This is a genomic window from Stenotrophomonas sp. Steno-Z4 (assembly GCF_056393145.1).
The window spans coordinates 59,711-83,740 of record NZ_JBWJPC010000001.1; the positions used below are offsets into that span (position 1 = coordinate 59,711).

Below are 24,030 nucleotides of genomic sequence, written 5' to 3' on the forward strand. Positions count from 1 at the left end.
ATGTCCGCTGTTCCCCTGCCCGCCCCGCTCGACCTGGCCCGTGCCGCCGAACGGGTGCGCGCGCTTGCGCGGCAGCATGGCTTCCAGCGCTGCGGCGTGTCCGGCATCGACCTGGCCGACGACGAAGCGCACCTGGCCGACTGGCTGGGCCAGGGCCTGTACGGCACGATGGACTGGATGGCGCGCCACGGCACGCTGCGCGCGCGCCCGGCCGAACTGCTGCCCGGCACCGTGCGGGTGATTTCAGTGGGCATGGATTACGGCCACAAGGACGACACCGAGGCCTGGAACACCCTGCATGACGGCAACCGCGCCTACGTGGCCCGCTATGCGTTGGGCCGCGATTACCACAAGCTCATGCGCAACCGCCTGCAGAAATTCGCCGATGCGCTGGCCGCGGAGATCGGCACGTTCGGGTACCGGGTGTTCGTCGATTCGGCGCCGGTGCTGGAGCGTGCGCTGGCACGCAACGCCGGGCTGGGCTGGATCGGCAAGCACACCTGCCTGATCGACCGCCAGGGCGGTTCGTGGTTCTTCCTGGGCGAGATCTACATCGACCTGCCGTTGCCGGTGGATGCGCCGGCCAGCGCTCACTGCGGCACCTGCACCCGCTGCATCGATGTCTGCCCCACCCAGGCCATCATCGGCCCGCAGCGGCTGGATGCGCGGCGCTGCATTTCCTACCTCACCATCGAACACGATGGCGCCATTCCCGAAGACATGCGCCCGCTGATGGGCAACCGCATCTACGGCTGTGACGACTGCCAGCTGGTGTGCCCCTGGAACAAGTTCGCGCGGCGCACCGACGAGCCGGATTTCCGCGCCCGCAACGCGCTCGATACCGCGACGCTGGCCGACCTGTTCGCGTGGGAGGAAGACGAATTCCTGCGCCGTACCGAAGGCAGCCCGATCCGCCGCAGCGGGCATGAGCGCTGGCTGCGCAACATCGCGGTGGCACTGGGCAATGCGCCAGGCCACCCGGACACGCTGGCCGCGCTGCACGCGCGCGCCGGCCATGACTCCGCGCTGGTACGCGAACACGTGCAGTGGGCACTGCAGCAGCACGCCCGGCTCGACAACGGCGGCTGAGCGCCGCACACACGCACCTTGCCCCGGCATGCGACCATGGGCACCCGTTCGTACTGTTTGACCGTCCATGGACCGTAGCGCGCAGATCCTCACGCCCAGCCAGCTCAACATCCTGGCCCGCGACCTGCTGGAAGGCACGTTCCCGATGGTGTGGGTGGAAGCCGAGCTGGGCAGCGTAACCCGCCCGGCCTCGGGCCATATGTACTTCACGTTGAAGGACGCGCGCGCGCAGATCCGCGCGGCGTTGTTCAAGCCCAAGAGCCAGTGGCTGAAATTCGTGCCGCGCGAAGGCATGCGCGTGCTCGCGCGTGGCCGGCTGACCCTGTACGAGGCGCGCGGCGAGTACCAGATGGTGCTCGACCACATGGAAGAAGCCGGCGAAGGTGCACTGCGCCGCGCCTACGAACAGCTCAAGGCGCGGCTGGAAGCCGAAGGCCTGTTCGCCGCCGAACGCAAGCGCGCCCTGCCCGCCCATGTGCGCCGGCTGGCGGTGATCACCTCTCCCACCGGCGCAGCCGTGCGCGATGTGCTCAGCGTGCTGGAGCGCCGCTTCCCGCTGCTGGAAGTGGACCTGCTGCCCAGCCTGGTGCAGGGTGACAGTGCCGCTGCGCAGATCACCGCGCTGCTGCGCAGCGCCGACGCCAGCGGCCGCTACGACGTGATCCTGCTCACCCGCGGCGGCGGCTCGATGGAAGACCTGTGGGCCTTCAACGACGAACAACTGGCGCGTGCCATCGCGGCGAGCCATACCCCGGTGGTGTCGGCGGTGGGCCACGAAACCGACTTCAGCCTGGCCGATTTTGCCGCCGACCTGCGCGCGCCCACGCCATCGGTGGCCGCCGAACTGCTGGTACCGGACCAGCGCGACCTGCAACTGCGCCTGCGCCGGTTCGCCGCGCGGCTGGTGCAGCTGCAGCGGCATGGGTTGGGCCAGGCCATGCAGCGTGCCGACCGCGCCCTGCTGCGGCTGAACGCACAGAGCCCGCAGAACCGGTTGCAGCTGCTGCAGCGTCGGCAGCAGGATCTGGCCCGGCGCCTGGCCGGCGCGTGGCAGCAGCAGCATGAGCGCCGCCTGGCGCGGCTGCGGCATGCGGCGGTGGTGCTGCGCAATGGCCACCCGCAACGCCAGCTGGATGCACTGAAACAGCGCCTGCTGCGGGTGCAGCCACGCGCGGAGGCGGCGATGGCGCGGCAGCTGCAGCGCGATACGTTGCGCCTGCGCGCGTTGGCGCGTTCGATGGAAGCGGTGAGCCCATTGGCCACGGTCGCGCGCGGCTACGCCATCCTGACCCGTGAGCAGGATGGGCGCCTGGTGCGGTCGCCGTTGGAAGTTTCACCCGGCGATACATTGAAGGCCCAGGTGCAGGACGGGGTAATCGATGTGGTGGTCAAAGACACCCGAGGGTAAGCCCTGTAGGGACACGCCATGCGTGTCCAAGCAGGCCGCACACGCGTTTCGCCCACGTTATTGCGTTGCCGGGGCGCCTGCAGATTCGCAGTAGCGTTGGCGGTATTCCATGGCCTTGGGCATCAGCGCCTGCAGGTTCTGGATGCGGGTGCCCGGGTTGGGATGCGTGGACGAGAATTCCGGCGGCGCCTGGCCGCCGCTGGCCTGGCCCATGCGCTCCCACAGCGGCACCGCTTCGCGCGGGTCGAAGCACGCCGCCGCCGCCAGCATCAGGCCTACTTCATCGGCCTGGGTTTCGTGGCTGCGCGCGTACGGCAGCAGGTAGCCGTAGCCCATCGCCGACATCACCATCTGTTGCTGCTGCGGATCCATGCCGCTGGCGGCACCTGCCATCTGGCCGATCTGGGTGAGCTTCTGCTGGGCCATGCGCTGGGCGCCATGGCGGAGCAGTGCGTGGGCGATTTCATGGCCCATCACCACCGCCATCGCATCCTGGGTCTGCGCCACCGGCACCAGCCCGGTGTAGACCGCCATCTTGCCGCCCGGCAGGCAGAACGCATTGGCCTGGTCGGACTGGATCACATTGACTTCCCATTCGAAGTCGCGCGAGAAGTGCGCCGGCTTCAGGCCGTGCTCTTCGGCCAGCGCGGTTTCCACCACGTCCACTTTGCGGATCAGCCGTTCGGCGATCGCGCGCACGTCGCGCGATATCTGCGCGTTGGGATCCAGCGGGCGCTCCTCGGCCAGGATCTGCTGGTAGGCCTGCAGACCGAGCGCCTTTTCCTGGTCGGCATCGAGCGAACTGTCGATCAGCACGTTTTCGCCGGTGTACGGGTCCACGCTGCGGTTGGAGAACCAGTAGAAGGCGGCATAGCCGGCGAACGCCAGCAGCACCCACCAGCGGATGTTACCGAACAGCCCGGGGCGGCGTGCTCGTTGCTGCTGACCGCCATAGGGATTGCTGCTCATCGTCCTGGTTCCTGATGGGGGCCGGCACGCCGTGCCGGCATTGGGGGCAATCCTAGCGCCAAGCCGACGTATCAGATACCTCGAACCAGGCGGAACCCGATCCTGGCGCTGGTCGTGTCCGAATCCTGTGATTGCCGCCAGGCCGCGCGGGTCTGTTCGGGGGCATTGGCCCAGTTGCCGCCACGGATCACCCGCTGTCGGCAGCCCGGGTTGAACCAGGCCACGCCATCGGCCGGAGCCCGGCGGTAGCTGGCGTGCCAGCAGTCGGCCACCCATTCGCTGAGGTTGCCGGCCATGTCGTGCAGGCCCCAGGCATTGGGTTCGAAGGTGGCCACCGGGGCCGGGCCCCACCAGCCGTCGCCATAGCCGACGAAGGCATTGAACCAGCGCCGGCCGGAGGGCGATACGTCTTCGCCGCCGGTGAAGTTGCCCGACAGCGGCGGCGGCGTGCCCTCGTTGCCCCACGGGTAGCGGCCACTGGTGCCGGCACGCAGCGCGTACTCGAATTCGGCCTCGCTGGGCAGGCGGTAGGAACGCCCGGTCTGTTCGGACAGCCACATCGCGTAGTGCTCGGCATCACGCACGCTCACGTGCATCACCGGCGAATTGGCGATCGCCGGGGTACCGTCGTATCCCGAACGCCAGTCCACCCCGCTGCTGCGGGTGAAGTTGCCACTGCGTTCGTCGTAGATGATCGAATGGCCACGCCGGGTGGCGCGCGGCCGGGCGTTGCTGGCCTGCACGTAGCGGCGGTAATCGGCCACGGTCACTTCGGTGATCGCCATGGCGAAGCCGCGGTCGAAGCGCACGTAGTGCGAGGGCTTTTCCGCATCGCTGGCGCCCGGTTCCGCATCGCCGGCGCCCATCTGGAAGCCGCCATGCGGCACCACGATCATCTGCGGCCCACGCCCGCCATCGCGCAGCGCATCGCTGAACACCTGGCGCGGGCGGAAACTGCCGTAGTGGGTGGCCAGTTCGATGCGTTCGCGCAGCTGGCCCACCACCGGGTCGCCGGGCATCGCGATGCGCAGCGCGTCTTCCAGCTTCTGCCGCGCTGCCTTGAGCCCCTGCGGGCTGGCCAGGTCGCGCAGGCCGTCGTCGCGCAGGCGCACCAGCGTGGCGGCGCGGATCGCCTCGATCCGCTCGAACGCATCGGCAATGGTGGGTGCCGAATCGCGCACCTTGGCCGCTTCGGCCAGCCAGGTGCCGGCGGCAGCGAAATCGGCGCTGCGGGCAGCGGCTTCGGCGCGGCGGATCAGCGCGCTCTCGGCGGCGGCCAGGCCCTGCCGGGCCCGAGGCTCGTCCGGCTGCAGCGCCAGCGCCTCGCGGAAGTTGGGAATGGCACCGTCACCGTCTTCACCAATGCGGTCGGCGCGCAGGTCCTCCTCGCCGGCGCGGTTGTACGCCACCACCCGCTGGGCCAGCTCCACGCGCGACTGCAGCTGGCGCACCTTCGGGTCATCCGGGGCCAGGGCCAGCAGCACCAAGGCGATCTCGCCGGCCTGCGCCAGTGCCTCGCGCTGCTGCAGCGGCCGCTGCAGCAGCTCCGCGGCGTCCTTCAGCAGCTGCTGGCGGGCACGGGTGAGTCCGGCCTGGGCCTGGCGGTCGTTGGCGTCGCGCTGGCGCAACGCCAGCCAGATCGGAATGGCATCGGCGGCGGTGGCGTACAACCGTCCCTCGTCGAAGGCCTTGGCCGCGTCGCGGCGCGCCTGTGCCACGCCGTCGTCGGCAATGACCACCGCTGGCGGCTGCCAGCGCTGTTCGGTCTCCGCTTCATCCTCGCCGCCGATGGTCACCTGCCCTGGTAAAGGCTCGACCCGTTTGGCCGGCTCGGGCGCGCGCGCCGCCGCCGGGCGTGGTGGTGGCGCGTCGGGCGAGCAGGCGGTCGTGGCCAGCAGCAGCGCGGCCAACAACAGCGGGACAGGGCCTGGAGTACGCAATTCGGGTTCCTTCGGCGGGACGGCCTCGACGTTAGGCTATTCTCCCTCACCTGAGCAAACCTGCAGTAGATGGAATCCCTACGTGGCCTATTGGATCAAAACCCCGGCGGAACTGGACGAGCGCTACCGCCAGCGCCCCACCCGCATCGGGCTGGACACCGAATTCATCCGTGAACGCACCTATTGGCCGCAGCTGGCCCTGGTGCAGATGGCGGTCGGCGATGAAATCCTGATCATCGACCCGTTGATTCCGGGCATGACCGAGGCGCTGGCGCCGTGGCTGGCCGATACGTCGATCCTGAAGGTGATGCACAGCGCCAGCGAAGACCTGGTCACCTTCAAGGTGGCCTGCGGCGTGCTGCCGCGGCCGCTGTTCGACACCCAGATCGGCGCGTCGCTGGCCGGCATCGGCGGTGGGATGGGCTACCAGAAGCTGGTCACCGCCATCACCGGGGTGACCCTGGCCAAGGGCGAGACCCGCTCGGACTGGATGCGCCGCCCGCTGACGGATTCGCAGCTGGAGTACGCCGCCGACGACGTGGAGTACCTGTTCGCGATCCACGATGCGGTGGATGCGAAGCTGGGCGAGCTGGACCGCCGCCAGTGGCTGCAGGACGATGCCGAGCGCCTGCTGGCCAGTGTCGACCAGGACGAAGAGCGCTGGCCGCACGTGGCGATGCGCTCGGCGCAGTTCATGGATGCGCCCGCACAGCGCCGTCTGTTGCGCCTGCTGCGCTGGCGTGACGTGCAGGCACGGGCAAGCGACAAGCCGCGCAGCTGGATCCTGGACAACGAATTGGCCGCGCTGCTGGCACGTACGCCGCCGGCCGATGCCGGCGCACTGGGCAAGCTGATGGAAGGCTTCCCCAAAGCCCCGCGCAAGCTGGCCGCGCAGGTCTGGGAAGCCCTGGAAACGCCGCTGCATGATGAGGCCGAGGCGCCGCTGGCGCTGCCGGCCAACGATGCGAACAAGCAGGCGTTGAAGCGGCTGCAGGACGCGGTAAGCGCACGTACCGCCGAGCTCGGCCTGCCCGATGGCGTGCTGGCTTCGCGCAAGCACCTGGAAGGTTATCTGGAAAGCCGCACGTGGCCGCAGGCCCTGGCGGGATGGCGGCAGGCGGTGCTGGAGCCGGTGCTGGCGCCCTTGTTGCCCGCCGCAGGCTGATACCGCAACGAAAAGGCCCCGCTTGCGCGGGGCCTTTTTTCCAACCGCTTACCAGTTGAGGTTCAACGAGACGCCCACAATGCGCGGTTCGTTGTACACCGCCGCCATGTAGTTCTCGATCACGCCCTTGAGGTTCTTCTCGTTGGTGATGTTGCGCGCGAACAGCGCCGCTTCCCACGCCCCGTAGTTGCCCGAGTAACCCAGCTTCAGGCCACCTTCGAAGCTGCCCTTGGAATTGAACTCGGCCGAGTCATACAGCACGAAGCTGGTATGGCCCTGCTTGTTCCAGTCGGTGGACACGAAGAACACGTCGCTGTCGTTGACCGGGAAGTCGTAGCGCGCAGCGAAGTTCAGGTTGTACTTCGGCGCGTTCGGCAGCGGGTTGCCGTTGATCTGGGCGAACGTGTTGGCGCCCACCTTGATGGTCGGGTCATTCACGGTGCACACCACCGCGCCGTTCAGCGCGCAGACCTGCGCATACACGCGGTCATCCTGGATTTCGCTGTGCAGCAGGCTCACGCCGGCGCTCAGGCTCAGGTTCGGGATCGGGCGCAGCTCCATGTCCGCTTCCAGGCCGTAGGCCTTGGCCTTGTCGGCATTGAACAGCACGCCGTTGCCGTTGGAATCGTTGCCGTTGAGCTGGATGTCGTTGACCACGTAGGTGAACGCGGTGGCGTTCATGCGCAGGCGGTTGTCCCACAGGCTGCTCTTCACGCCCGCTTCCCAGGACAGGTTGGTTTCCGAATCGGCGGTGGTGAAGTCCGCGTTGAACACCGCCGAACGGCCTTGGATGGTCGGGCCGCGGAAGCCACGCGCCACCTTGGCGTACACGCTCACCTGCGGGTTGAACGCGTACATCGCGCTCACGTCCCAGCTCGGGGTGGTGTCGGCCATTTCCACGTCGGTACGGCCACGGTAGGTGACCACCCCGGCGGCCGTATCAGCGGTCTTCAGCAGCCGGGTACGCTTCTCGTCGCGGGTCTGGCGCAGGCCGGCGGTCAGGGTGAACTTGTCGGTCACGTCATAGCTGACCTGGCCGAAGCCGGCCCACGAGGTATTGGTGTTGCGCAGGCGCACCCAGTTGTTCGGATTGCGCGCGGCGCCCTGCAGGAACCAGGCGCGCTGGCAGAAATCGGTGGTGTCGCGGCCATCGAAGTAGAACGCGCCCACCTGCCACTTCAGGCGGTTGTCATCGGCATTGGCCAGGCGGACTTCCTGGGTCCACTGGTCCAGGTCGCGGATCTGCCCCATCGACTGGCCATACCCGTTGGGCACCCCGTTGACCGGGAAGTTGGCCGCCGCGCCACCGTCGGTGTCACCGCGGCTGTAGCCGGAGGTGGTCTCGTAGGCGGTGATCGAGGTCAGCGAAATGTTGCCGAAGTCGTACACGGCTTTGACCGAGCCGCCGTAGGTCTTGTACGCCTGCGGGTTGTTGTCGGCTTCGTCGTAGGCCACCTGGTCGCGCGGCGCGTCGGTGGTGTTGGAGCCCTTGGTGATCGCGTTGCGCAGGAACAGGGTCGAGGTGCCTTCGTAGTCGCGGGCGTGCGCCGAGGCCAGCAGCGAGAACGCATCGCTGGGCTGCAGCAGCAGCTGGGCACGCACGTTGCGGTCGTCGAAGCCGCCCATGGCGTTCTTCTTCGGGGACACCGTGCCATCGGCGCTGGGGCCGGTGTAGGTGTTGTCCACGTAGTCGTCGCGGTGCTGGTACAGCGCCGACACGCGGAACGAGGCGATGTCGTTGATCGGTCCGCCGAAGCCGCCGTCCACCGACACGCTGCCGTAGCTGCCGTAGCTGGCCTGCACGCGGCCGCTGTAATCCTGGCTGGGATTGATGCTGTCGAACTTGACGATGCCGGCGGTGGTGTTGCGGCCGAACAACGTGCCCTGCGGGCCACGCAGCACTTCGATCTGGTCCACGTCATACACCGGGTTGGACTTCAGCACCACGTGCTCAAGCACCACGTCATCCTGGATGATCGACACCGGCTGCGACGCACCCAGGTAGAAGTCGATGTTGCCCAGGCCGCGGATGTAGAAACGCGGGAAGATGCGGCCGGTGGTGGTCTCGGCGTAGAAGCTCGGCACCCGGCCACTCAGGGCCAGCAGGGTGTCATCGCCGCCGGCGGTGTAGTCGCGCAGGCGCTCGCCCTGGACCACGCCGACCGAGACCGGCACTTCCTGCAGGTTGCGCTCGCGGTGGTCGGCGGTGACGGTGATGGCGTCCAGCGAGGTCGGGCTGGCGTCCTGCGCCAGGGCGGCGCCGCTCAGCCCGAGCAGCGAAATGCAGGCCAGCGCCAGCGCGTGGGGGCGCGGCTGCCGGGCGGTGCGGGAGGAAGCGGTTGCGGCCGAAGCAGCGGTGATGCGATGGGCGGACATTCAGGGGTCTCGGGCAGTACGGATCAAGGTGGCGTGCGGACGCACGCAGGTGCACAACAGCGGCACCGCTGTCTGCACAGCGATGCGGCAAGGTATTGCGCAGATGTTTCAAGGGGATTTCAACCCCCACCTTTGATCCGGCGGTGGCGTCTGCGACTCCCCATCGCAGACGCCACCGCACCCGATCAGGCCGCAACGCGCTCCCTGCGCGCGGGCTGCGCGTCGGCCAGGCGGAACTGCCCGACCGATTGCTGCAGCTCGGACGACTGCGCGTTCAATGCACGCGCAGCGGCCGAAGCCTCCTCGACGAGGGCAGCGTTCTGCTGGGTCACACCATCCATCTGCACGATGCTCTGGTTGACCTGCTCGATCCCTGCCGCCTGTTCCTGGCTGGCGTTGGCGATCTCTTCGATCAGCCCGCCCAGCTCCCCAACCGATGCCACCACGCGCTGCAGGGTCTGCCCCGCCTCGCTGGCCAATGCGCTGCCGTCGGCCACCTGGGTCGCCGACGCGTCGATCAGCGCCTTGATCTCCTTGGCCGCACTGGCCGAGCGCTGCGCCAGCGCGCGTACTTCCGAGGCCACCACGGCAAACCCACGGCCTTCCTCACCCGCGCGCGCCGCTTCCACCGCGGCGTTGAGCGCCAGGATGTTGGTCTGGAACGCGATGCCATCGATGACGGTGGTGATGTCGGCGATGCGGCGCGAGGACGCTTCGATGCCGCCCATGGTCTCCACCACCTGCGCCACCGCGTTGCCGCCCTGCACCGCCACCTCGGCCGCCTCTGCCGCCAGGCGGTCGGCGCGACGTGCATGGTCGGCGTTCTGCTTCACGGCAGCGGTCAGCTCTTCCAGCGACGCGGCCGATTCCTCCAGGCTCGCGGCCTGCTGCTCGGTGCGCTTGGACAGGTCGTCGTTGCCGGCGGCGATTTCCGCCGACGCCGTGGCGACCGACACGGCCGCCTGCTGGATCCCACCAACGATACGGGTCAGCTGCGCCACGGTGGCATTGGCATCGTCGCGCATGGTCGCGAACACGCCCTGGAACTGACCCTCGATACGGCCGCGCAGGTCGCCTTCGGCCAGCGCGCGCAGCAGCCCGGACAGCGCGCTGAGGTTGCGGTCGGCGGTGACCATCAGGGTATTGAGCCCTTCGACCATCACGCGGAAGTCGTACTGGTAGGCCTCGGCATTGCCACGCACGCTGAAGTCGCCGGCGGCGGCCGCCGCGACCAGGTGCTTGATCTCGCCATTGATCGCCTGCAGGCGGTCGCGCACGCCGTTCACTGCCTCGGTGATGCGCGCCTTTTCGCCCGGCAGCTGCTCCATCGGCTGGGACAGGTCGCCATCGGCGTAGCGGCGCACCAGGTCCACCATGCGCATCTTGACCCCGATATGCGCGGCAACCAGTTCATTGGTCCCGGTCACCATCGTGCCGAACTCGCCCTCGAAGCGGCTGGCGTCGATGCGGTGGCTGATCGCCCCTTCGGCATGCCGCTGGCTCATTTCGTTCTGCGCCTGGATGATCTCGCGCAGCTTGGCCTGCATCTGCTGCAGCGCGCCCATCAGCCGGCCGACTTCGTCCTGGCTGTGCACCACGATGCGCTGGTCCAGGCGGCCCGCCGCGACGTCGCGCGCGACCTGCCCGGCCTGCGCCAGGGGGGCGCTGATGACACGACGTACCACGACGATGAGCGCCACGATCACCGCGAGCAGGCCCAGGCCGGACACCACGCTGATCTGCAGCATCAACTTGTGCAGCACGGCCTGCAGCACCGAGGTCGGTTCCAGGCCGAGCACCGTCCACTGCCACGGGCCGTAGGCCTGGGCGCTGACGAAATAGGTCTGCGGCGCGGCGTCCTTGGCGGTACGCAGGTGCAGCGTTGCCTGGCTGGCCTTGCCGGCCAGCAGTGCCTCCAGCGTGGCCTGGTCGGCCGGGTCCACCAGGGAGGACAGGAGCTCGCCTTCGCCGGCGAACGACGCCATCACCGTACCGAACTGGTCGCCGGCCTTGGTGTTGACTGCCAGGAAGTGACCTTGCTTGCCCAGCCTGGATTCGCGCAGGCGCGCCTTCAGCGCCGCCAGGCCTTCGGTGTAGTTCTGGCCGACGAAGGCGATCGCGGCAACCTCACCGGCGGCATCCTTGATCGGCATGTAGTGGGTCATGTAATCCACCCCGAACAGCCGCACCGGACCGGTGTATCCCTCACCTGCGATGACCTTTGCATAGGCCGGGCTGGCGTGGTCGAGCACCGTGCCCATGGCGCGTGCGCCTTCGGCGTTGCGCACCGAGGTGGACACGCGCACGAAATCGTCGCCATCGCGCACGAACACCGTGGCGACGCCGCCGCCAGTGGCTTCGGCAAAGCGGTCCACCGTGGCCTCGTGCAGGTTGAGCACCTCGGTGCCGAACTGCAGGGTCGGGGTCTGCCGTTCGCCCACGGTCACGGTCTTGGCCGCGTCAACGCTGACATCGCCGGCGGGCAGCATGCCGCGGAAGATCCCGGCCATGCGCTGGGTGCTGTCGCTCAGGCTGCGGTCGTACAGTTCCACCGAGTCGCGCATCAACTCGGTGGACGACTGCAGGCCAGCTTCAACACGCTGCTGGTAGCTGGTTGCGGCCTGGCGGTAGATCAGCACCGCCAGCGCCACGAAGGCGACGGTGGTGATCAGGCCCATCAACAGCGCCAGGCGCGCGCCGATGGAGGTAGAGAAAACGGTGGCGGCACGGGTCGTCATCGTCGGTACTCGAAGGTGGGGATTGGATTGAGAGATACGTCACAGTTCTTATCGGCACCGAAGTGGTCCTCTTTACGTAAAAAAAGACAAAAACATCCGAGCTTTCGTTTTCCCTAAATGATTGATTTAAAAGCAATGTCTCCCGGGCGCATCTTCACAAAGCCGCAGCTGCGTTCAGAAAGCGGGGAAATTTCCTCAAGATCAGAGGGGTGCTGCCGCGAACGGCACTCCCGTCCCGGGCCTTAGGCCGCAACCGTGGGCTCCTTGAACAAGGCGAAGGTTGAGCAGATCGCGCTGGCGGCACCGGGTTGAGTAACGCAAGTGGGCAGATGAAGCGCGGGGCCTTGGCAGCCCGGGGTGCACGGCGCTACACTTGATCGCATCGCGGTTCCCAAGCCGTGTTGCAGCACACCGGGGCCATAGCTCAGCTGGGAGAGCGCGTCGTTCGCAATGACGAGGTCAGGAGTTCGATCCTCCTTGGCTCCACCAAACACTCGCCCGAAGGGGCGCGAAGAAGGCCGGAATACCTGCAAAAACAGGGCTTCCGGCCTTTTTCATTGGCCGGTCCAGACCGGTCCGTAGCGTTTCAGCTGGTGAGACAGTGGGGGCATATTTTGGGGCACCTGCCCTCCGCCCCCAAATCTGATGCCCCCACTCTCCGATCTCGCGATTCGGCGCTCCCGTCCGCACGGAGGGATGTAGTTGCTGCCGGCCCGTATCGCCCCGCGGCGAGGTAGTCAGGCCTATTCGATCGGCGGACAATCGGTGTCGGGGGCCAAGAACGCGGAAGCCCCGGCTTTTGGCCAGGGCTTCAGGGACAATTCTTGATAGTGGCAGAATCAGTCCATTTCTTGACGTCACTGTCAATCGTGCCGGCCAAACCACTCCAGCGACTTCCGATACACCGGATGGTCTCCATTGTAGATGTCGCAATAGATCACGTGCACAGAGAGGTCTTTCAGAGCTCCGCGGACCGCCTGCTGGTTCGATTTGGAAATCGTCTTGTATTCGATCAGGTCGATGGATCCACCGACAGGTACTGACCGGCCATTTAGAGATCCGACGAACCAATCCCAAGACTTGATATGGGCAGGCATGAGGTCGATAAGGGCATCTGCAACGATCTCGCCGCCCTTCGAGATGCCGAGGGCCTTGATTATCAAAGGCCCAGTACCGTGATTCGCCAAGGTAACTACTTGGTGGCCTTCTAAGTCTTTGAACTTTATTTCTGGAAGCGGCCTGACGGAGAGCCTGTTGTGCTCGCGCTGCGCACGAAGCGCCAGTACAGCAATAACAAACGCCAAGACTGCGGCAATCCCCGAAAGCTTGTCGGCATCTTCCCAAAGCCACTGAAAGAACTCCATTGCTCAGCTCCTCTACGCGGCGATCCTGCCGCGCAGCAAGTCTAGGCTACGGACGAGCTCGTATCGATACTGCCGCAAAGTAAGGCTCCCGCGATACTGCTCGGCAATCATCCTGGCCTTCACGGCTTGGCTTGCCGAAACCGTGAATTCGGTGCGGACGATCAGTGCCCGAAGGGGGTATTGCCGCTGAATGAAGGCCAGCGCCCTATCTACCCAGCGCAGCTCGTCAGGTGTGTCCAGGTCTACCGCAATCTCGGGGTTGTCGTGCGGTTTCTGGCATCGTTGGAGGATCGGATCGGGTCTACGGCCTACATCGGCAGCAGGTGCATGCCGACCACTCCCGAACGGGAGCATGAAGCGCCGGCGGGCGCCGCCGTCCCGGCCTACCAGTTCCCGCAGGGCCCGCTGCCGCGTTCCAGGTGACAGGTCCCGGGCATGCCGCAGCACGTGCACACCGCGCTCGGCATGGCTGAAGGCGTAGCGATTCACCTGGGCATGGCCCCAGCGGCGGAGGTCTTCGGTCAGGGGGTCATTGCTACGCATCGCGAAGTTGCTCCAGTATTTGGTCATCCAATCGAAACGCCGGCAGCTTACCGTCGGTGTCGCAGGTGGCCACCGGGTCCGGCCAGCCCCTGCCGTGGTAGTCGGCCTCGCACTGCCCCCCAGAACTGGCAGACCGCACAGCGGCCGTTTTTCTTCAGGTAGTGGGCGTAGCGCTCCAAGAAGCTTTTCGTTAGCTGTAGCAAGGACTTTTTGTTCAGGGCCTTGAGAACGCGCGCCATGGGAACACAGATGCCGGTGCGTCGATGTTCCGCAAGACGATTGATATCGCGACGCGAGAACTCGACAGATCCTTTGCCGGCAAGACTCTTGCACAGCGCATTGACCTTCTCGCCGCGAACGGAAAGTTGACGGCCGATTTGAAGCAATGGGCGCACTTGATTCGCCTTGATGGCAATCAAGGTGCACATGGCGAAGAAGAATTGACGAGCGAGGAGATCGGCCAGCTCCAAGACTTCACCGAGGTGTTCCTGACGTACACATTCACCTTGCCTGCGCAGGTCTTGGCCAAGAAGTCCGCCGCCGAACCGTAGATGGTGGGTAATCAAGCCGCTCTCCTGTTGTGCCCAGCCATCTGCCAGAACTCCGCACGCACGTCGTCCAACAACACGTGCGCATGGCGGTTACGATGTGCTGGGTGATTGCGTCGAACAGCACTTGGAACCGGCCCTGCTCCATTTCGTCGAACGACAGGCTCTCGGCCTGCTTACCATCAGCCGGCCGACGCCGGGTACGTCGATCTCGATTTCCTCGCAGCAGACGCCGGACTCGCGCTGCAGGCGCATCACCGCGTCGTGACCCTCTAACTGCTCCCAGCCCTCGACGTTGTCGACCAGCAGTTGCCCGATCTTGTGGATCAGCCGATACTGCCAGCCCTCCCGCGGGTGCTTTAGCTCCGCGCGCACCTCGCGGCCGGCGTGGTACTTCCGCTCGCGCAGCAGGCGCGCATCCACGTCGTGTGCCGGCACCTGCGCCCCGACCAACTCGCCGGTGTCCGGGTCGATCAGCTTCTTGTCCGTCAGGTAGATCGACCGCTGGGCGCGCTTCGCGCAGATCTTCTTCGCTGCAGCGGTGAGGGTCATGCTTGCTCCCCTGCCTGAGGGAGGAAGCGCGCCAGGCCGCGGCGTTTCGCAGGTGCTCTGCCAGCCGCCGGCGCGCTGGCCGCGTTCTCCTTCGGCCGCCACCACTCCGGCAGGTTCGAGAACCGGAAGTAGCTTGGTTCGTACAGCACCCGTGCCATACCCGGGGATGCGATCAACTGACTAGGGCAGTCAATCTGCCATCTCCCCAACCGGCTACTCAAATAAGGCCACAGCGTGCGAATCCGCTCGGAAACGGTCGCTCGTTCGCACGCTAGATGACCTCTCTCACACGCCTGCGAGGGTGCCTTCTCTCAGGACCTTCATAATCATCAATCTTCAGGTGCCGCTGCGCCAACTCCAGCGCCTTGATGAGCTGCTTGAGGTCATGCTCGAACTCTGTTCGGATGTCGAGCGCTTCATTCAGATCCCGGTACTGATTATTCAAGACCGCCACCATGTCGCAGCTTTCGAGGCGTCGCGCCAGACCAACCGCAGTTGCCACGAACTGACCGGCGTCGCCCAGGTCCTGGAGATAGCCCCGCAAATCCGATACCTGCGAGGGAATCCGAAATGGATAGCAGCGGTCGCCCGGCTTGGTAAGCAGTCGCCAGAGATTCTGGTCCTGATCAAGAGTGATCAGACCGAGCGCGCCTTTGGCGTTCGTGAGCCACTGACCGATAGGTTTTCTGAACTCCTCTTTGACCCAAATCGCCCGTGCTCGTCCATCTCGCCTTGCGCGCCGACCCTCAGCACCAGCGATCCAGAGAGCCGCGATCACCGCAGCAACGGTTCCGACTGCACTGATTGCATCCCAGTTAGGGCTATCGACTCCCGACTTCAACGCGCACTCAACCACCCCTGTTGGAATCGCCATCCGTGTTTCACCAATTCCCCTGAGCTCGCATTCTGCCACGGAGCGTAGCAATGTCTGACATCGACCAAATTGCCCTCAACGTAGCCCGGCGCTTCACCGAAGACGGCGACGCCCTGGGCCGGGCTCAGCTGCAGGCGGCCATCGCCGACGCCATCCGCGCCGGGCAGCAGCCTTTTCCGCTGGTGGACCTGCTGGACATCCGCAACCAGCTGCACGTCATGGCCACCACCGTGGTGCCGAAACTTCTGCGACATGGCCGCCGGGCTGCAGGGCCAGGTGCAGGGGCTGATCGACGCGCACCGCCGTGCGCATCCCGAGGCGCACTCGTGAAACCCGGACGCAACCGAAAGCGAGGAACAGGCGTTCCAGCGCTCCGCGCAGATTTACTTGCCGCCGAGACTTCCTCCGGTCGGCTTGACGGCAGCCACATCGGAGTGACGTTCATCACTCTCGACAAGACCTTCGACTCTCTGGATCGCTTCAGTCATCGCGGCCTCTTCGGAATCAAAGACGCTGTCGGAGGCGGGCGCTTGCAGCTCTTGGTCGTCAACGACCGCGACGATTGCCTCGATCCTGGTGTCACCCTCATTCCCGACCCTGAGGCTGATGATGTACTGAGCGCCGGCGGCTTCACCGGTGCGGGTGACAAGTTTGTCGGTTTCGATAGGGCTCATCTGGAAGCTCCGTTAGGGGTGCCTGAAGCCTACATCGCGAGGTGTGAGGGCCGAAGCTCACGCCTTGCTGGGGTCACGCCAGGAGCAGCTGAGCCGTCCAGTATTCCGAAAGCGGCATTAGAGTTGGCAGCGGTTTCGTGCGTCGATTTGGCAGAGGCATGCAGCAGGACCGTACGGCTGTGGGAGGCCCGCGCCCTGGGCTTGCACCACCTCGCCGCCGGCGACATGGACGAAGCGCTGAAGGTCATGGCAGCCGCCCGGGGCAGTTGCCCGCGCACCCGAAAGCAGAACCCCAATCAGCCGCGCACCGCGGCGAAGGAGACCCGATGAATACCACCCCCACACCGCGCCGCGTCCCCAACCTGCTGCGCCTCAAGGACGTCACCGCCCGGACGGGCCTGGCCAAGAACACCATCTACGACCGGATCCGCCGGAAGGAGTTTCCTTCGCAAATCGACCTCGGGGGAACTGTGTCGCCTGGTCTTAGGACGAAATCGACGCCTGGATTGCGGCCAAATTGGCTGCTCGGGACGGGAGTTCGGAGGAGCTGCCGAAAGCAGCTTGAGAGCGGGGGCACATGTGGGGGCATCTGCACCACAAGCACGCGTCAGCCCATTGTGCCGCAAGCCTTTCTGGCACTTCAGCGGTTCCCCTTCACCACATTCCAGCCGTCGTCCCCGGACGACAGCGCAACAAAAAAAAGCCACCCGACGGGTGGCTTTTTTTGTTGCGATGGGGCGGCAGGCCCCGCCGCCAGGATTCAGATCGCCATCGCCTCGTGAACTGCGTCGGGTCGAATGGCCGCAATCCTCAACAGCGTCCTGGCCGCACCTGAAGGTTCGCGGCGGCCCTGCTCCCAATCCTGGAAGGTGCGTACCGATACGCCCAGCATCCCTGCGAACTGCGCCTGGGACAGGCCCAGTCGCTGACGTGCTTCGGCAGCGATCGATACCGGCACCATGTTCACCCTGCCGACCTTGCCCTCCTTGATGGCGCGAACCGACGCCAGCAGCTCGGCACCGATGTCACGCTTCGCGTCGCGGGCTTCAAGTAGTTTGTCATTCTTCGGCATGACCGAGCTCCTCTGCCAATGCGCATGGGGTAAATGGCGCGCAATTGAACTATACGGCATTGCCGTATATATCCAACTACCTGCCCTTCAATTTCCCCCATTCCTGGGGACGTCTCCTGCCCGCTCGGCAATCGGGCGTAGCTGTTGTACGAGGGTGAGCAGGGTCTTGCCCGGTTCTTCGATCATTACTTCGTGCGCGGACTGCTCGAACCAGACCAGCTGCTTGGCCGGCGCCTTTACGCCCTGGAGCCACTCCGCCGCGAGCTCGGACGAGACGTTGTGGTCGTGCCGGCCTTCGAACAGGAACACCGGGACCTTCAGTTCCCGAACCGTGGTCATGTCCAGGGTCAGCACCTCGCTGAGCAGGTGCTGCATCGAGAAGTCGTTGCCCTTCCACACCTCGGCCACGTCATGGTCGGTGTACTCCGGCGAAAGCCTGATTGCGGCCGCTTCGGCATCGCCGCCCCTGCGGTTGTGCACCATGCCGCCGTAGTGGTTGAGCCACTTCCGCTGCTTGAACAGCTTCTCGAGCGGCACGGGTTGGTTTCCCTGTGCGTAGGGCGCCAATGCTTCCAGCTCGGCCACCGCTTCGGCGTTGCCGTCCTCCCGCGCCTGCTGCAGGGTCCACGCAAAACCACGGCGCTCGCTTTCCGGCGCATTGGAGATCTGCCCGATGCCGATGTAGGCATGCAGCCACCCGGGCCGGCGCTGGGCCAGCTCCAGACCCAGGTAGCTTCCCCACGATTGGCCCAGCACGAAGATCCGCTCCTTGCCGAACTCGCTGCGCAGCCAGGCCACCATTTCCTCGCTGTCGGCGATCATCCGTTCGCGGGTCATGGTCGGAGCGACCACCGCAGGGTCATTGGCCGCGTAGGTCTTGCCTGCACCCCGCTGGTCCCACTGCACGACAGTGAAGTACTCCTCCCAACCACGCTGGAAATACCAGCTGGTGGGCATCGCCACCCAACCGGGCCCGCCGTGCAGCATCAGCAGCACCGGGTTGCGGCGGTCGTTGCCGCGGATGGAGACCCACTGGTCGATGCCGCCGATGCGGACCTTCTGCAGCCGCTCGATGCCGTTGTCGGCCACGACCTTGCGCAGGTCGGCAATGACCTTCACTGCCTCGGCGCGGTTGTGGGGCGCGGGGCCCGGCGGCTCACTTGCCTGCGCCGGGACGTTGAACGCTGTTACAGCAAGCCAGAACAAGCCGGCAACCCAACATCTCATCGGCGTAGACACCTTCTCAGGAGCGGAACGCCGATTGTGTCACGCGTCCGGATTGTCCTTGATCGGCGGGCGCCGGCTTTCGGACTGACGGACGCTCTCATCGGTCTGGCCCTGGCGGGCCTTGGCCGCGTCTTCCTGCTTCCGGTCCTGCTTGGCTTCGTCAACGCCCTGCTGCTTGCCGGGCTGCTTTTCGGTGTTCATGTGCGTGCTCGTGGTGGCCTGCCCCCTTGGGCATGCCTGCACCCTAGCGGCGGTCGCGTGACGCAGTGGTCATGAGGTGATCGCCTCCTCGATACAGCGCAGCATCGCCTCGCCGTCCACCGGCTTGACCAGGAACGCGCGACCGCCCCGCTCCATCACCCGCGCGCGCAGCGCATCGGTGGGAAACGCGGTCATGAAGATCATTGGAAACGCGCACCCGCGCGCCAGCAGTTCGGCCTGCAGCTGGTCGCCACTCATCTGCGGCATCTGCATGTCGGTAAGCAGGCAGTCGGGTGCGTCGCCCTCGTCGGCCAGGAACGCCGCCGCCGAGGCATAGGTGCGCGCTTCGTGGCCCAGCGAGCGCACCAGGCTGGACAACGACTGGCGGACCCCGTCGTCGTCATCGACGATCGCAATGCGGTAACTCGGCTTCATGGGGCCTTTATGCCCGATCCGGCCGCGCGCCGGAACCATACACAGGTTTGTGCTGGCCGGATCAGGCGGTGCCGGTGCCCACGCCCAGTGCCTCCGCGTGCCTTACCAGGTCGGCCAGCGAGCGCACGCCCATCTTGCGCATCACGTTGCCGCGATGGATTTTCACGGTGATCTCGCTCAGGTGCAGCACGCCGGCCACCTGTTTGTTCATCAACCCGGCCACTACGTGCGCCATTACCTCACGCTCGCGCGGGGTCAGGGTGGCGTAGCGCGTTTCCAGCGAACCGCGCGCGGCCATGTCCTGGCGGCGGCGGGTGTCGCGCTCGATCGCGGCGCTCACCGCATCCAGCATGTCCTGGTCGCGGAACGGCTTGGCCAGGAAATCCACCGCGCCGGCCTTCATCGCGCGCACGGTCATGGGAATGTCGCCGTGCCCGGTCATGAACACGATGGGCAGGTGGATGCCCTGCGCGGCCAACTGGCCCTGCAGATCCAACCCGCTGATGCCCGGCAGGCGCACGTCCAGCACGATGCAGCCAGGCACGTCCGGCAGCACTGCGTGCAGCAGCTCCGAAGGCGCGCCCAGCACGCGGGTCTGCAGCCCCACCGAACGCAGCAGGCTGTCCAGCGCATCGCGCACGGCGGCATCGTCATCGACCACCACGACCAGTGGCGGAGAGGGTAGGCTCATCAGGCGCAAGCTCCTGGGGGATGGGTGGCCAGCACCAGCCGGAAGGTGGCGCCATGGCCGGGCACGCTCTCCACCGACAGTCGCCCGCCATGGGCTTCGGCGGTGGACCGGCAGATCGCCAGGCCCATGCCCATACCGTCCGGCTTGGTGGTGAAGAAGGGTTGGAACAGGGTGTCCAGGTGCGCGCTGTCGATGCCCGGGCCGCTGTCGGCAATGCTGATGGCCACTTCACCGGGCGCGCCGGGCTGCGCCTCCACCACCAACTGCCGCGCGTTGGCCTGCCCGGCCATGGCCTGGCTGGCGTTGATCAGCAGGTTCACCAGCACCTGCTGAAGCTGCACCGCATCACCGTGCACGGCGGGAAGGTCGGCGGTCACTGCCACGTGCAGCTGCACTGCCTCACGGTTGAGTTCGTGCTGCACCAGCCGCACCGCGTCTTCGATCAGCAGGGAGGCATCGAGCGGCTCGCGCGGCGTGCTGCGTTTGGCCAGGAACGCGCGGACGCGTTTGACGATCTCACTGGCACGGCGCGCTTCCCTCACCGTGCGGGTGATGGCGGCCTCCACTTCGTGCAGGTCCGGCGGGTCGCGGTGCAGCCAGCGCAGCCCGGCCTCGCCGTTGGTTACCACCGCCATCAGCGGCTGGTTGACCTCGTGCGCCAGTGAAGCCGTCAGCTCACCGAGCGTGGCCACGCGCGTGGCGTGCGCCAGTTCGGCCTGCGCGCGCAGCGCGGCATCCTCGGCCCGGCGGCGCTCGGTGACGTCGGTGTGGGTTTCCATCACGCCGGTTGCGCGCCCCAGGCCATCGCGCTGGATCACCCAGCGGCTTTCCAGCACGCGCCAGGCGCCGTCGCGGGTGCGCTGCTCCAGCGTGCCTTCCCAGCTGCCCAGTTGCAGCAGGGTGGCTTCCACTGCCTCGCGTGCCTGCGGATAGCGGGTGGACAGCAGGACATCGGCCACGCGGCCGATGGATTCCTCGGCCGACCAACCGTACACCTGCGCGGCCGTGCGGTTCCAGAACGTGATCACCCCGCTGCGGTCACGCACGAAGATCATGTCGTGTGACAGGTCCAGCAGCGTTGCCTGCCCGCGCAGGCGCTGCATCGCGCCCTGGTACTGCAGTGCCAGCAGCGCGGTGATGACGATCGCCGCGAGGCTGACCAGCGCGCGGAAGGTCTGCGCACCCACATGGTTCACCCCGTGCGAATCCAGGTAGGCGATGAGGGTCAACCCGATGCCGGCCACGGCAGTGATGACGATGTCGGCGCGGCGCCCGGTGCGCGCCACCAGCAGCACCGCCACCACGTACAGCACTGCTACCGCACCTTCCAGCGTGGTGAGCACATCGACCAGGAAGATCGCCAGCGTGAGCAGCGCGGCAGCGGCGCGGAACACGGTGCGGCCGCGCAACGTGGATGCCGCGGCGGCGTGCGGGCGCGTGGAAGTCGAGCTGGGAACCACGGTCTGGCCTCCTGGCGGGGCGCAGTCACCTGCGCGGGGGTGAGCCCAGTATCCCCCGCACCCGGGGGCGGCAGATCCCCCCAAAGAGGGATGCGCCGACAGGTGGCCCAAACCAAGGTATGAGCCGGGGAAACGATCGCGCAATGTTCCCGCCGGCCCCCGCTGCCTAGTCTGGATCCATCGGTTCCCCCGCAGCACCTGCGGCCCGGGCCGCCTTCCCCCGCTACCGGAGAGCCGCCATGCACGATGTTGTCGCCCCGTCCCGCCAGACCGCCCCGCTGCGCACGCCGTCCGACCTCAGCCTGCAGGCCGGCAAGGACATCGCCGGTGCCCTGACCGTGCTGCTGGCCGATGTGTTCGCGCTGTACCTGAAGACCAAGAACTTCCACTGGCACCTGTCCGGCCCGCACTTCCGCGACTACCACCTGATGCTGGATGAGCAGGGCGAGCAGATCTTCGCCACCACCGATGCCATCGCCGAACGGGCGCGCAAGGTCGGCGGCACCACGCTGCGCTCGATCGGGCAGATCCACCGCATCCAGCGCCTGCTCGACAACGACGCGGACTACGTGACCCCCGAGGACATGCTGGCCGAGCTGGCCGACGACAACCGCCAGCTCACCCGCTTCCTGCGGGCCACCCATGGGGTGTGCACCACCCACAACGACGTGGCCACCACCAGCCTGATCGAGAACTGGATCGACGAGGCCGAGCGCCGCAGCTGGTTCCTGTTCGAAAGCACCCGCCCCATCCGCTGATCCACGCGCTGTTTCGTTCCAGCAGGAGGCTGTCATGTCCACTGCACCCCGCGTTTCGTTGCCCATTGGCGCGCCCGCGCCCGCGTTCCAGTTGCCCGCCACCCCGGACCAGCGCGTCAGCCTGGACGAGCTGCGCGGCCACCCGGTGATCCTGGCGTTCTACCCCGCCGACTGGAGCCCGGTCTGCGGCGACCAGCTGGCGCTGTACAACCAGCTGCTGCCCGAGTTCCACCGCAGCGGCGCGCAGCTGGTGGGCATCTCCGTGGATGGGGTGTGGTGCCACGCCGCGTTCGCCGAGCAACGCCACCTGCACTTCCCCTTGCTGGCCGATTTCGAGCCAAAAGGCGAGGTAGCCCGCCGCTACGGCGTGTACCGCGAACAGGACGGCGTCTGCGAACGCGCGCTGTTCGTAATCGATGCCGAGGGCATCGTGCGCTGGAGCTACATCTCCCCTTTGGGCATCAATCCCGGCGCCGACGGCATCCTGGAAGCGCTGTCGCAACTTCCCTCCACCGAAGGAGCAGCGTCATGAAAGGTCTGTCGATTCCCGTCAGCGCGCAGGACCACAGCCAGGGTCCGGCCGATGCGCCCATCACCCTGGTCGAGTACGGCGACTACCAATGCCCGTACTGCGGCGAGGCGTATCCCATGCTCAAAGCGGTGCAGCAGGCATTGGGCGACCGGATGCGCTTTGTGTTCCGCAACTTCCCCATTTCCGAAATTCACCCGAACGCGCTGCCGGCGGCGCGTTTTGCCGAAGCGGCCGCAGACGCGGGGTTGTTCTGGGAAGCGCATGACCTGCTCTACCAGCGCCAGGATGCCTTGAGCGCGCGCGACCTGCAGGCCTATGGCAAGCAGCTGGGAGTAGACCCCGCGCTGCTGCAGGCCGCCGACAACGGCGCGTTCGATGACCGCATCGAACGCGACTTCATGGGCGGCGTGCGCAGCGGCGTCAACGGCACCCCGTGCCTTTTCATCAATGGGGTGCGCTACGACGGCGCCCGCGATGTGGACAGCCTGGTCGACGTATTGACCGAACGCGCCTGATCCGTTCCGCCGGCGCGCCGGGGTCTTCCCTCCCCCACCCGGGCGCGCCGGCACCTGCCGGGGACCGGCCGCTGTGCTCAGCCCGGTTGCCGTGCCCTTCGCCATTGCAACGGGCTCATGCCCATTTCGACCCGGAACATGTAATTGAACGCCGAGGCCGACGCATAGCCCAGCTCATGCGCGATCACCGTCGGCGAACGCCCCTGCGCCAGCCACTCGATCGCGCGCAGCAGGCGCAGCCGCGTGCGCCACGTGCGCAGGCTCATGCCGGTCTCGCGTTCGAAATGCCGCGCCAGCGTGCGCGGCGACGCGCCCAGCACCTGTGCCCACTCGTCCACGCCGCGCGCATCACCGGGCTGGTCGTGCAGTGCCTGGCACCAGCGCTGCAGCCGCGCATCCTGCGGCCACGGCAGGTGGCGCACATGCTGGCGCTGGCGGCGCAGCTGCGTGGTGACCAGCGCGCTCAGATGCGCGTAGTAACCCGCATCGTCATCCGGCCGCACCTGCCCCAGTTCCACGATCAACTCGCGCAGCAGCGGCGACACATCCAGCACCGCGCACCGGTCGGGCATGCCCAGCGCCGGATCATCGGCCACGTACAGGTTGCGGAACGCAGCCGCACTCAAAGCACCGGTGTGATGGACCATGCCGGTGGGCACCCACAGCGCCTGCTGCGGGGTGATCACATGCCGCGCATTGCGTGCCGTCACCTGCAGCACGCCGTGGGTGGCGAACACCACCTGGTTCCAGTCATGCGCATGCGGCGGGAAACGCTCGCCGGCGGCCAGCTCCTGGCTGCGCGCCATCACCGGCCAAGGCAACGCGCGCAGCGGCGGCACCGGGACTTCCTTCCAGGGGCCGGCGGCGGACAAGCCTGCGTGGCGGCTGATCGACATGAT

At 66.6% G+C, this 24,030-nt stretch carries 23 protein-coding genes, 1 tRNA gene and 1 pseudogene; 10 read left to right on the forward strand and 15 right to left on the reverse strand.

The features are described from left to right. Both queG and xseA read left to right on the forward strand, forming a co-directional pair. A complete protein-coding gene (gene queG / locus AC06E7_RS00280; protein ID WP_478062392.1) occupies nt 1-1,089 on the forward strand; it encodes a tRNA epoxyqueuosine(34) reductase QueG in 1,089 nt (362 codons plus the stop codon). A gap of 67 nt (nt 1,090-1,156) precedes the next feature. Next, the gene (xseA, locus tag AC06E7_RS00285; protein ID WP_478062394.1) at nt 1,157-2,497 is read left to right on the forward strand and encodes an exodeoxyribonuclease VII large subunit; all 1,341 of its coding nucleotides are present in this window, start codon (nt 1,157-1,159) and stop codon (nt 2,495-2,497) included. A 57-nt stretch (nt 2,498-2,554) separates the two neighbouring features. Here xseA and AC06E7_RS00290 read toward each other — a convergent pair whose 3' ends face one another. Both AC06E7_RS00290 and AC06E7_RS00295 read right to left on the reverse strand, forming a co-directional pair. Beyond that, nucleotides 2,555-3,466 carry a M48 family metallopeptidase gene (locus AC06E7_RS00290; RefSeq protein ID WP_068853288.1) on the reverse strand — a complete coding sequence of 304 codons (912 nt, stop codon included), beginning with the start codon at nt 3,464-3,466 and terminating at the stop codon, nt 2,555-2,557. Nucleotides 3,467-3,537: 71 nt separating this feature from the next. Then, nucleotides 3,538-5,406, reverse strand: a complete 1,869-nt coding sequence (locus AC06E7_RS00295) for an SUMF1/EgtB/PvdO family nonheme iron enzyme (RefSeq protein WP_478062396.1) — start codon at nt 5,404-5,406, stop codon at nt 3,538-3,540. Between the two features lie 82 nt (nt 5,407-5,488). Here AC06E7_RS00295 and rnd point away from each other — a divergent pair, with 82 nt between their 5' ends. Beyond that, complete coding sequence (gene rnd / locus AC06E7_RS00300) at nt 5,489-6,571, forward strand: ribonuclease D (RefSeq protein ID WP_478062398.1); 1,083 nt, start codon at nt 5,489-5,491, stop codon at nt 6,569-6,571. A 48-nt stretch (nt 6,572-6,619) separates the two neighbouring features. Here the strand turns inward: rnd and AC06E7_RS00305 are convergent, their stop codons facing one another. Both AC06E7_RS00305 and AC06E7_RS00310 read right to left on the reverse strand, forming a co-directional pair. Beyond that, nucleotides 6,620-8,947, reverse strand: coding sequence for a TonB-dependent receptor (locus AC06E7_RS00305; RefSeq protein WP_478062399.1), 2,328 nt, complete (start codon nt 8,945-8,947; stop codon nt 6,620-6,622). Nucleotides 8,948-9,132: 185 nt separating this feature from the next. Continuing rightward, nucleotides 9,133-11,685, reverse strand: a complete 2,553-nt coding sequence (locus tag AC06E7_RS00310) for a Cache 3/Cache 2 fusion domain-containing protein (protein WP_478062400.1) — start codon at nt 11,683-11,685, stop codon at nt 9,133-9,135. Between the two features lie 413 nt (nt 11,686-12,098). Between AC06E7_RS00310 and AC06E7_RS00315 the strand changes: the two genes are divergently transcribed. Continuing rightward, nucleotides 12,099-12,174: transfer RNA gene (locus AC06E7_RS00315), tRNA-Ala, on the forward strand. A 374-nt stretch (nt 12,175-12,548) separates the two neighbouring features. Here AC06E7_RS00315 and AC06E7_RS00320 read toward each other — a convergent pair. Together AC06E7_RS00320 and AC06E7_RS00325 are read right to left on the reverse strand one after the other, a co-directional pair. Then, nucleotides 12,549-13,049 (reverse strand): hypothetical protein, encoded by a 501-nt coding sequence (locus tag AC06E7_RS00320; protein ID WP_478062402.1) that lies wholly within the window; start codon nt 13,047-13,049, stop codon nt 12,549-12,551. A 12-nt stretch (nt 13,050-13,061) separates the two neighbouring features. Next, the gene (locus tag AC06E7_RS00325) at nt 13,062-13,619 is read right to left on the reverse strand and encodes a hypothetical protein (protein WP_478062403.1); all 558 of its coding nucleotides are present in this window, start codon (nt 13,617-13,619) and stop codon (nt 13,062-13,064) included. A 233-nt stretch (nt 13,620-13,852) separates the two neighbouring features. Between AC06E7_RS00325 and AC06E7_RS00330 the strand changes: the two are divergent. After that, nucleotides 13,853-14,143, forward strand: a pseudogene (locus AC06E7_RS00330) (DUF4145 domain-containing protein); the annotation flags it as partial. A gap of 90 nt (nt 14,144-14,233) precedes the next feature. Here AC06E7_RS00330 and AC06E7_RS00335 read toward each other — a convergent pair. Further along, the gene (locus AC06E7_RS00335) at nt 14,234-14,692 is read right to left on the reverse strand and encodes a hypothetical protein (protein ID WP_478062405.1); all 459 of its coding nucleotides are present in this window, start codon (nt 14,690-14,692) and stop codon (nt 14,234-14,236) included. A gap of 271 nt (nt 14,693-14,963) precedes the next feature. Continuing rightward, nucleotides 14,964-15,566, reverse strand: coding sequence for a hypothetical protein (locus AC06E7_RS00340; protein WP_478062406.1), 603 nt, complete (start codon nt 15,564-15,566; stop codon nt 14,964-14,966). A 50-nt stretch (nt 15,567-15,616) separates the two neighbouring features. On the opposite strand from AC06E7_RS00340, the gene AC06E7_RS00345 reads away from it, so the two are divergent. Further along, nucleotides 15,617-16,570, forward strand: a complete 954-nt coding sequence (locus tag AC06E7_RS00345) for a hypothetical protein (protein WP_478062408.1) — start codon at nt 15,617-15,619, stop codon at nt 16,568-16,570. Beyond that, complete coding sequence (locus AC06E7_RS00350; protein ID WP_478062410.1) at nt 16,567-17,022, forward strand: helix-turn-helix transcriptional regulator; 456 nt, start codon at nt 16,567-16,569, stop codon at nt 17,020-17,022. The genes AC06E7_RS00345 and AC06E7_RS00350 overlap by 4 nt, the downstream gene beginning before the upstream one ends. Here AC06E7_RS00350 and AC06E7_RS00355 read toward each other — a convergent pair. The 6 genes from AC06E7_RS00355 to AC06E7_RS00380 form a co-directional block, all read right to left on the reverse strand. Beyond that, a complete protein-coding gene (locus AC06E7_RS00355) occupies nt 17,001-17,312 on the reverse strand; it encodes a helix-turn-helix domain-containing protein (RefSeq protein ID WP_478062411.1) in 312 nt (103 codons plus the stop codon). The genes AC06E7_RS00350 and AC06E7_RS00355 overlap by 22 nt on opposite strands. 87 nt (nt 17,313-17,399) lie before the next feature. Next, a complete protein-coding gene (locus AC06E7_RS00360; protein WP_478062413.1) occupies nt 17,400-18,518 on the reverse strand; it encodes an alpha/beta fold hydrolase in 1,119 nt (372 codons plus the stop codon). A gap of 60 nt (nt 18,519-18,578) precedes the next feature. Continuing rightward, nucleotides 18,579-18,740: a hypothetical protein gene (locus tag AC06E7_RS00365; protein ID WP_478062415.1), complete on the reverse strand. Its 162-nt coding sequence runs from the start codon at nt 18,738-18,740 to the stop codon at nt 18,579-18,581. A gap of 69 nt (nt 18,741-18,809) precedes the next feature. Then, nucleotides 18,810-19,175: a response regulator transcription factor gene (locus tag AC06E7_RS00370; protein WP_093536337.1), complete on the reverse strand. Its 366-nt coding sequence runs from the start codon at nt 19,173-19,175 to the stop codon at nt 18,810-18,812. Between the two features lie 61 nt (nt 19,176-19,236). Continuing rightward, on the reverse strand, nt 19,237-19,866 hold the full coding sequence (locus AC06E7_RS00375) for a response regulator transcription factor (protein ID WP_068853300.1): 630 nt from the start codon (nt 19,864-19,866) through the stop codon (nt 19,237-19,239). Beyond that, a complete protein-coding gene (locus AC06E7_RS00380) occupies nt 19,866-21,326 on the reverse strand; it encodes a sensor histidine kinase (protein WP_478062417.1) in 1,461 nt (486 codons plus the stop codon). Before AC06E7_RS00380 ends, AC06E7_RS00375 begins: the two co-directional genes overlap by 1 nt. A 239-nt stretch (nt 21,327-21,565) precedes the next feature. On the opposite strand from AC06E7_RS00380, the gene AC06E7_RS00385 reads away from it, so the two are divergent. Genes AC06E7_RS00385 through AC06E7_RS00395 form a run of 3 tightly spaced genes read left to right on the forward strand, consistent with a single transcriptional unit; the run spans nt 21,566 to nt 23,131 of the window. Beyond that, nucleotides 21,566-22,084 carry a Dps family protein gene (locus AC06E7_RS00385; protein ID WP_068853304.1) on the forward strand — a complete coding sequence of 173 codons (519 nt, stop codon included), beginning with the start codon at nt 21,566-21,568 and terminating at the stop codon, nt 22,082-22,084. 34 nt (nt 22,085-22,118) lie between these two features. Continuing rightward, complete coding sequence (locus tag AC06E7_RS00390; RefSeq protein WP_478062419.1) at nt 22,119-22,616, forward strand: peroxiredoxin; 498 nt, start codon at nt 22,119-22,121, stop codon at nt 22,614-22,616. After that, nucleotides 22,613-23,131, forward strand: coding sequence for a DsbA family protein (locus tag AC06E7_RS00395; RefSeq protein WP_426805326.1), 519 nt, complete (start codon nt 22,613-22,615; stop codon nt 23,129-23,131). Before AC06E7_RS00390 ends, AC06E7_RS00395 begins: the two co-directional genes overlap by 4 nt. Nucleotides 23,132-23,208: 77 nt before the next feature. Here AC06E7_RS00395 and AC06E7_RS00400 read toward each other — a convergent pair whose 3' ends face one another. Continuing rightward, nucleotides 23,209-24,027 (reverse strand): AraC family transcriptional regulator, encoded by an 819-nt coding sequence (locus AC06E7_RS00400; protein WP_478062421.1) that lies wholly within the window; start codon nt 24,025-24,027, stop codon nt 23,209-23,211. Nucleotides 24,028-24,030: the final 3 nt, after the last annotated feature.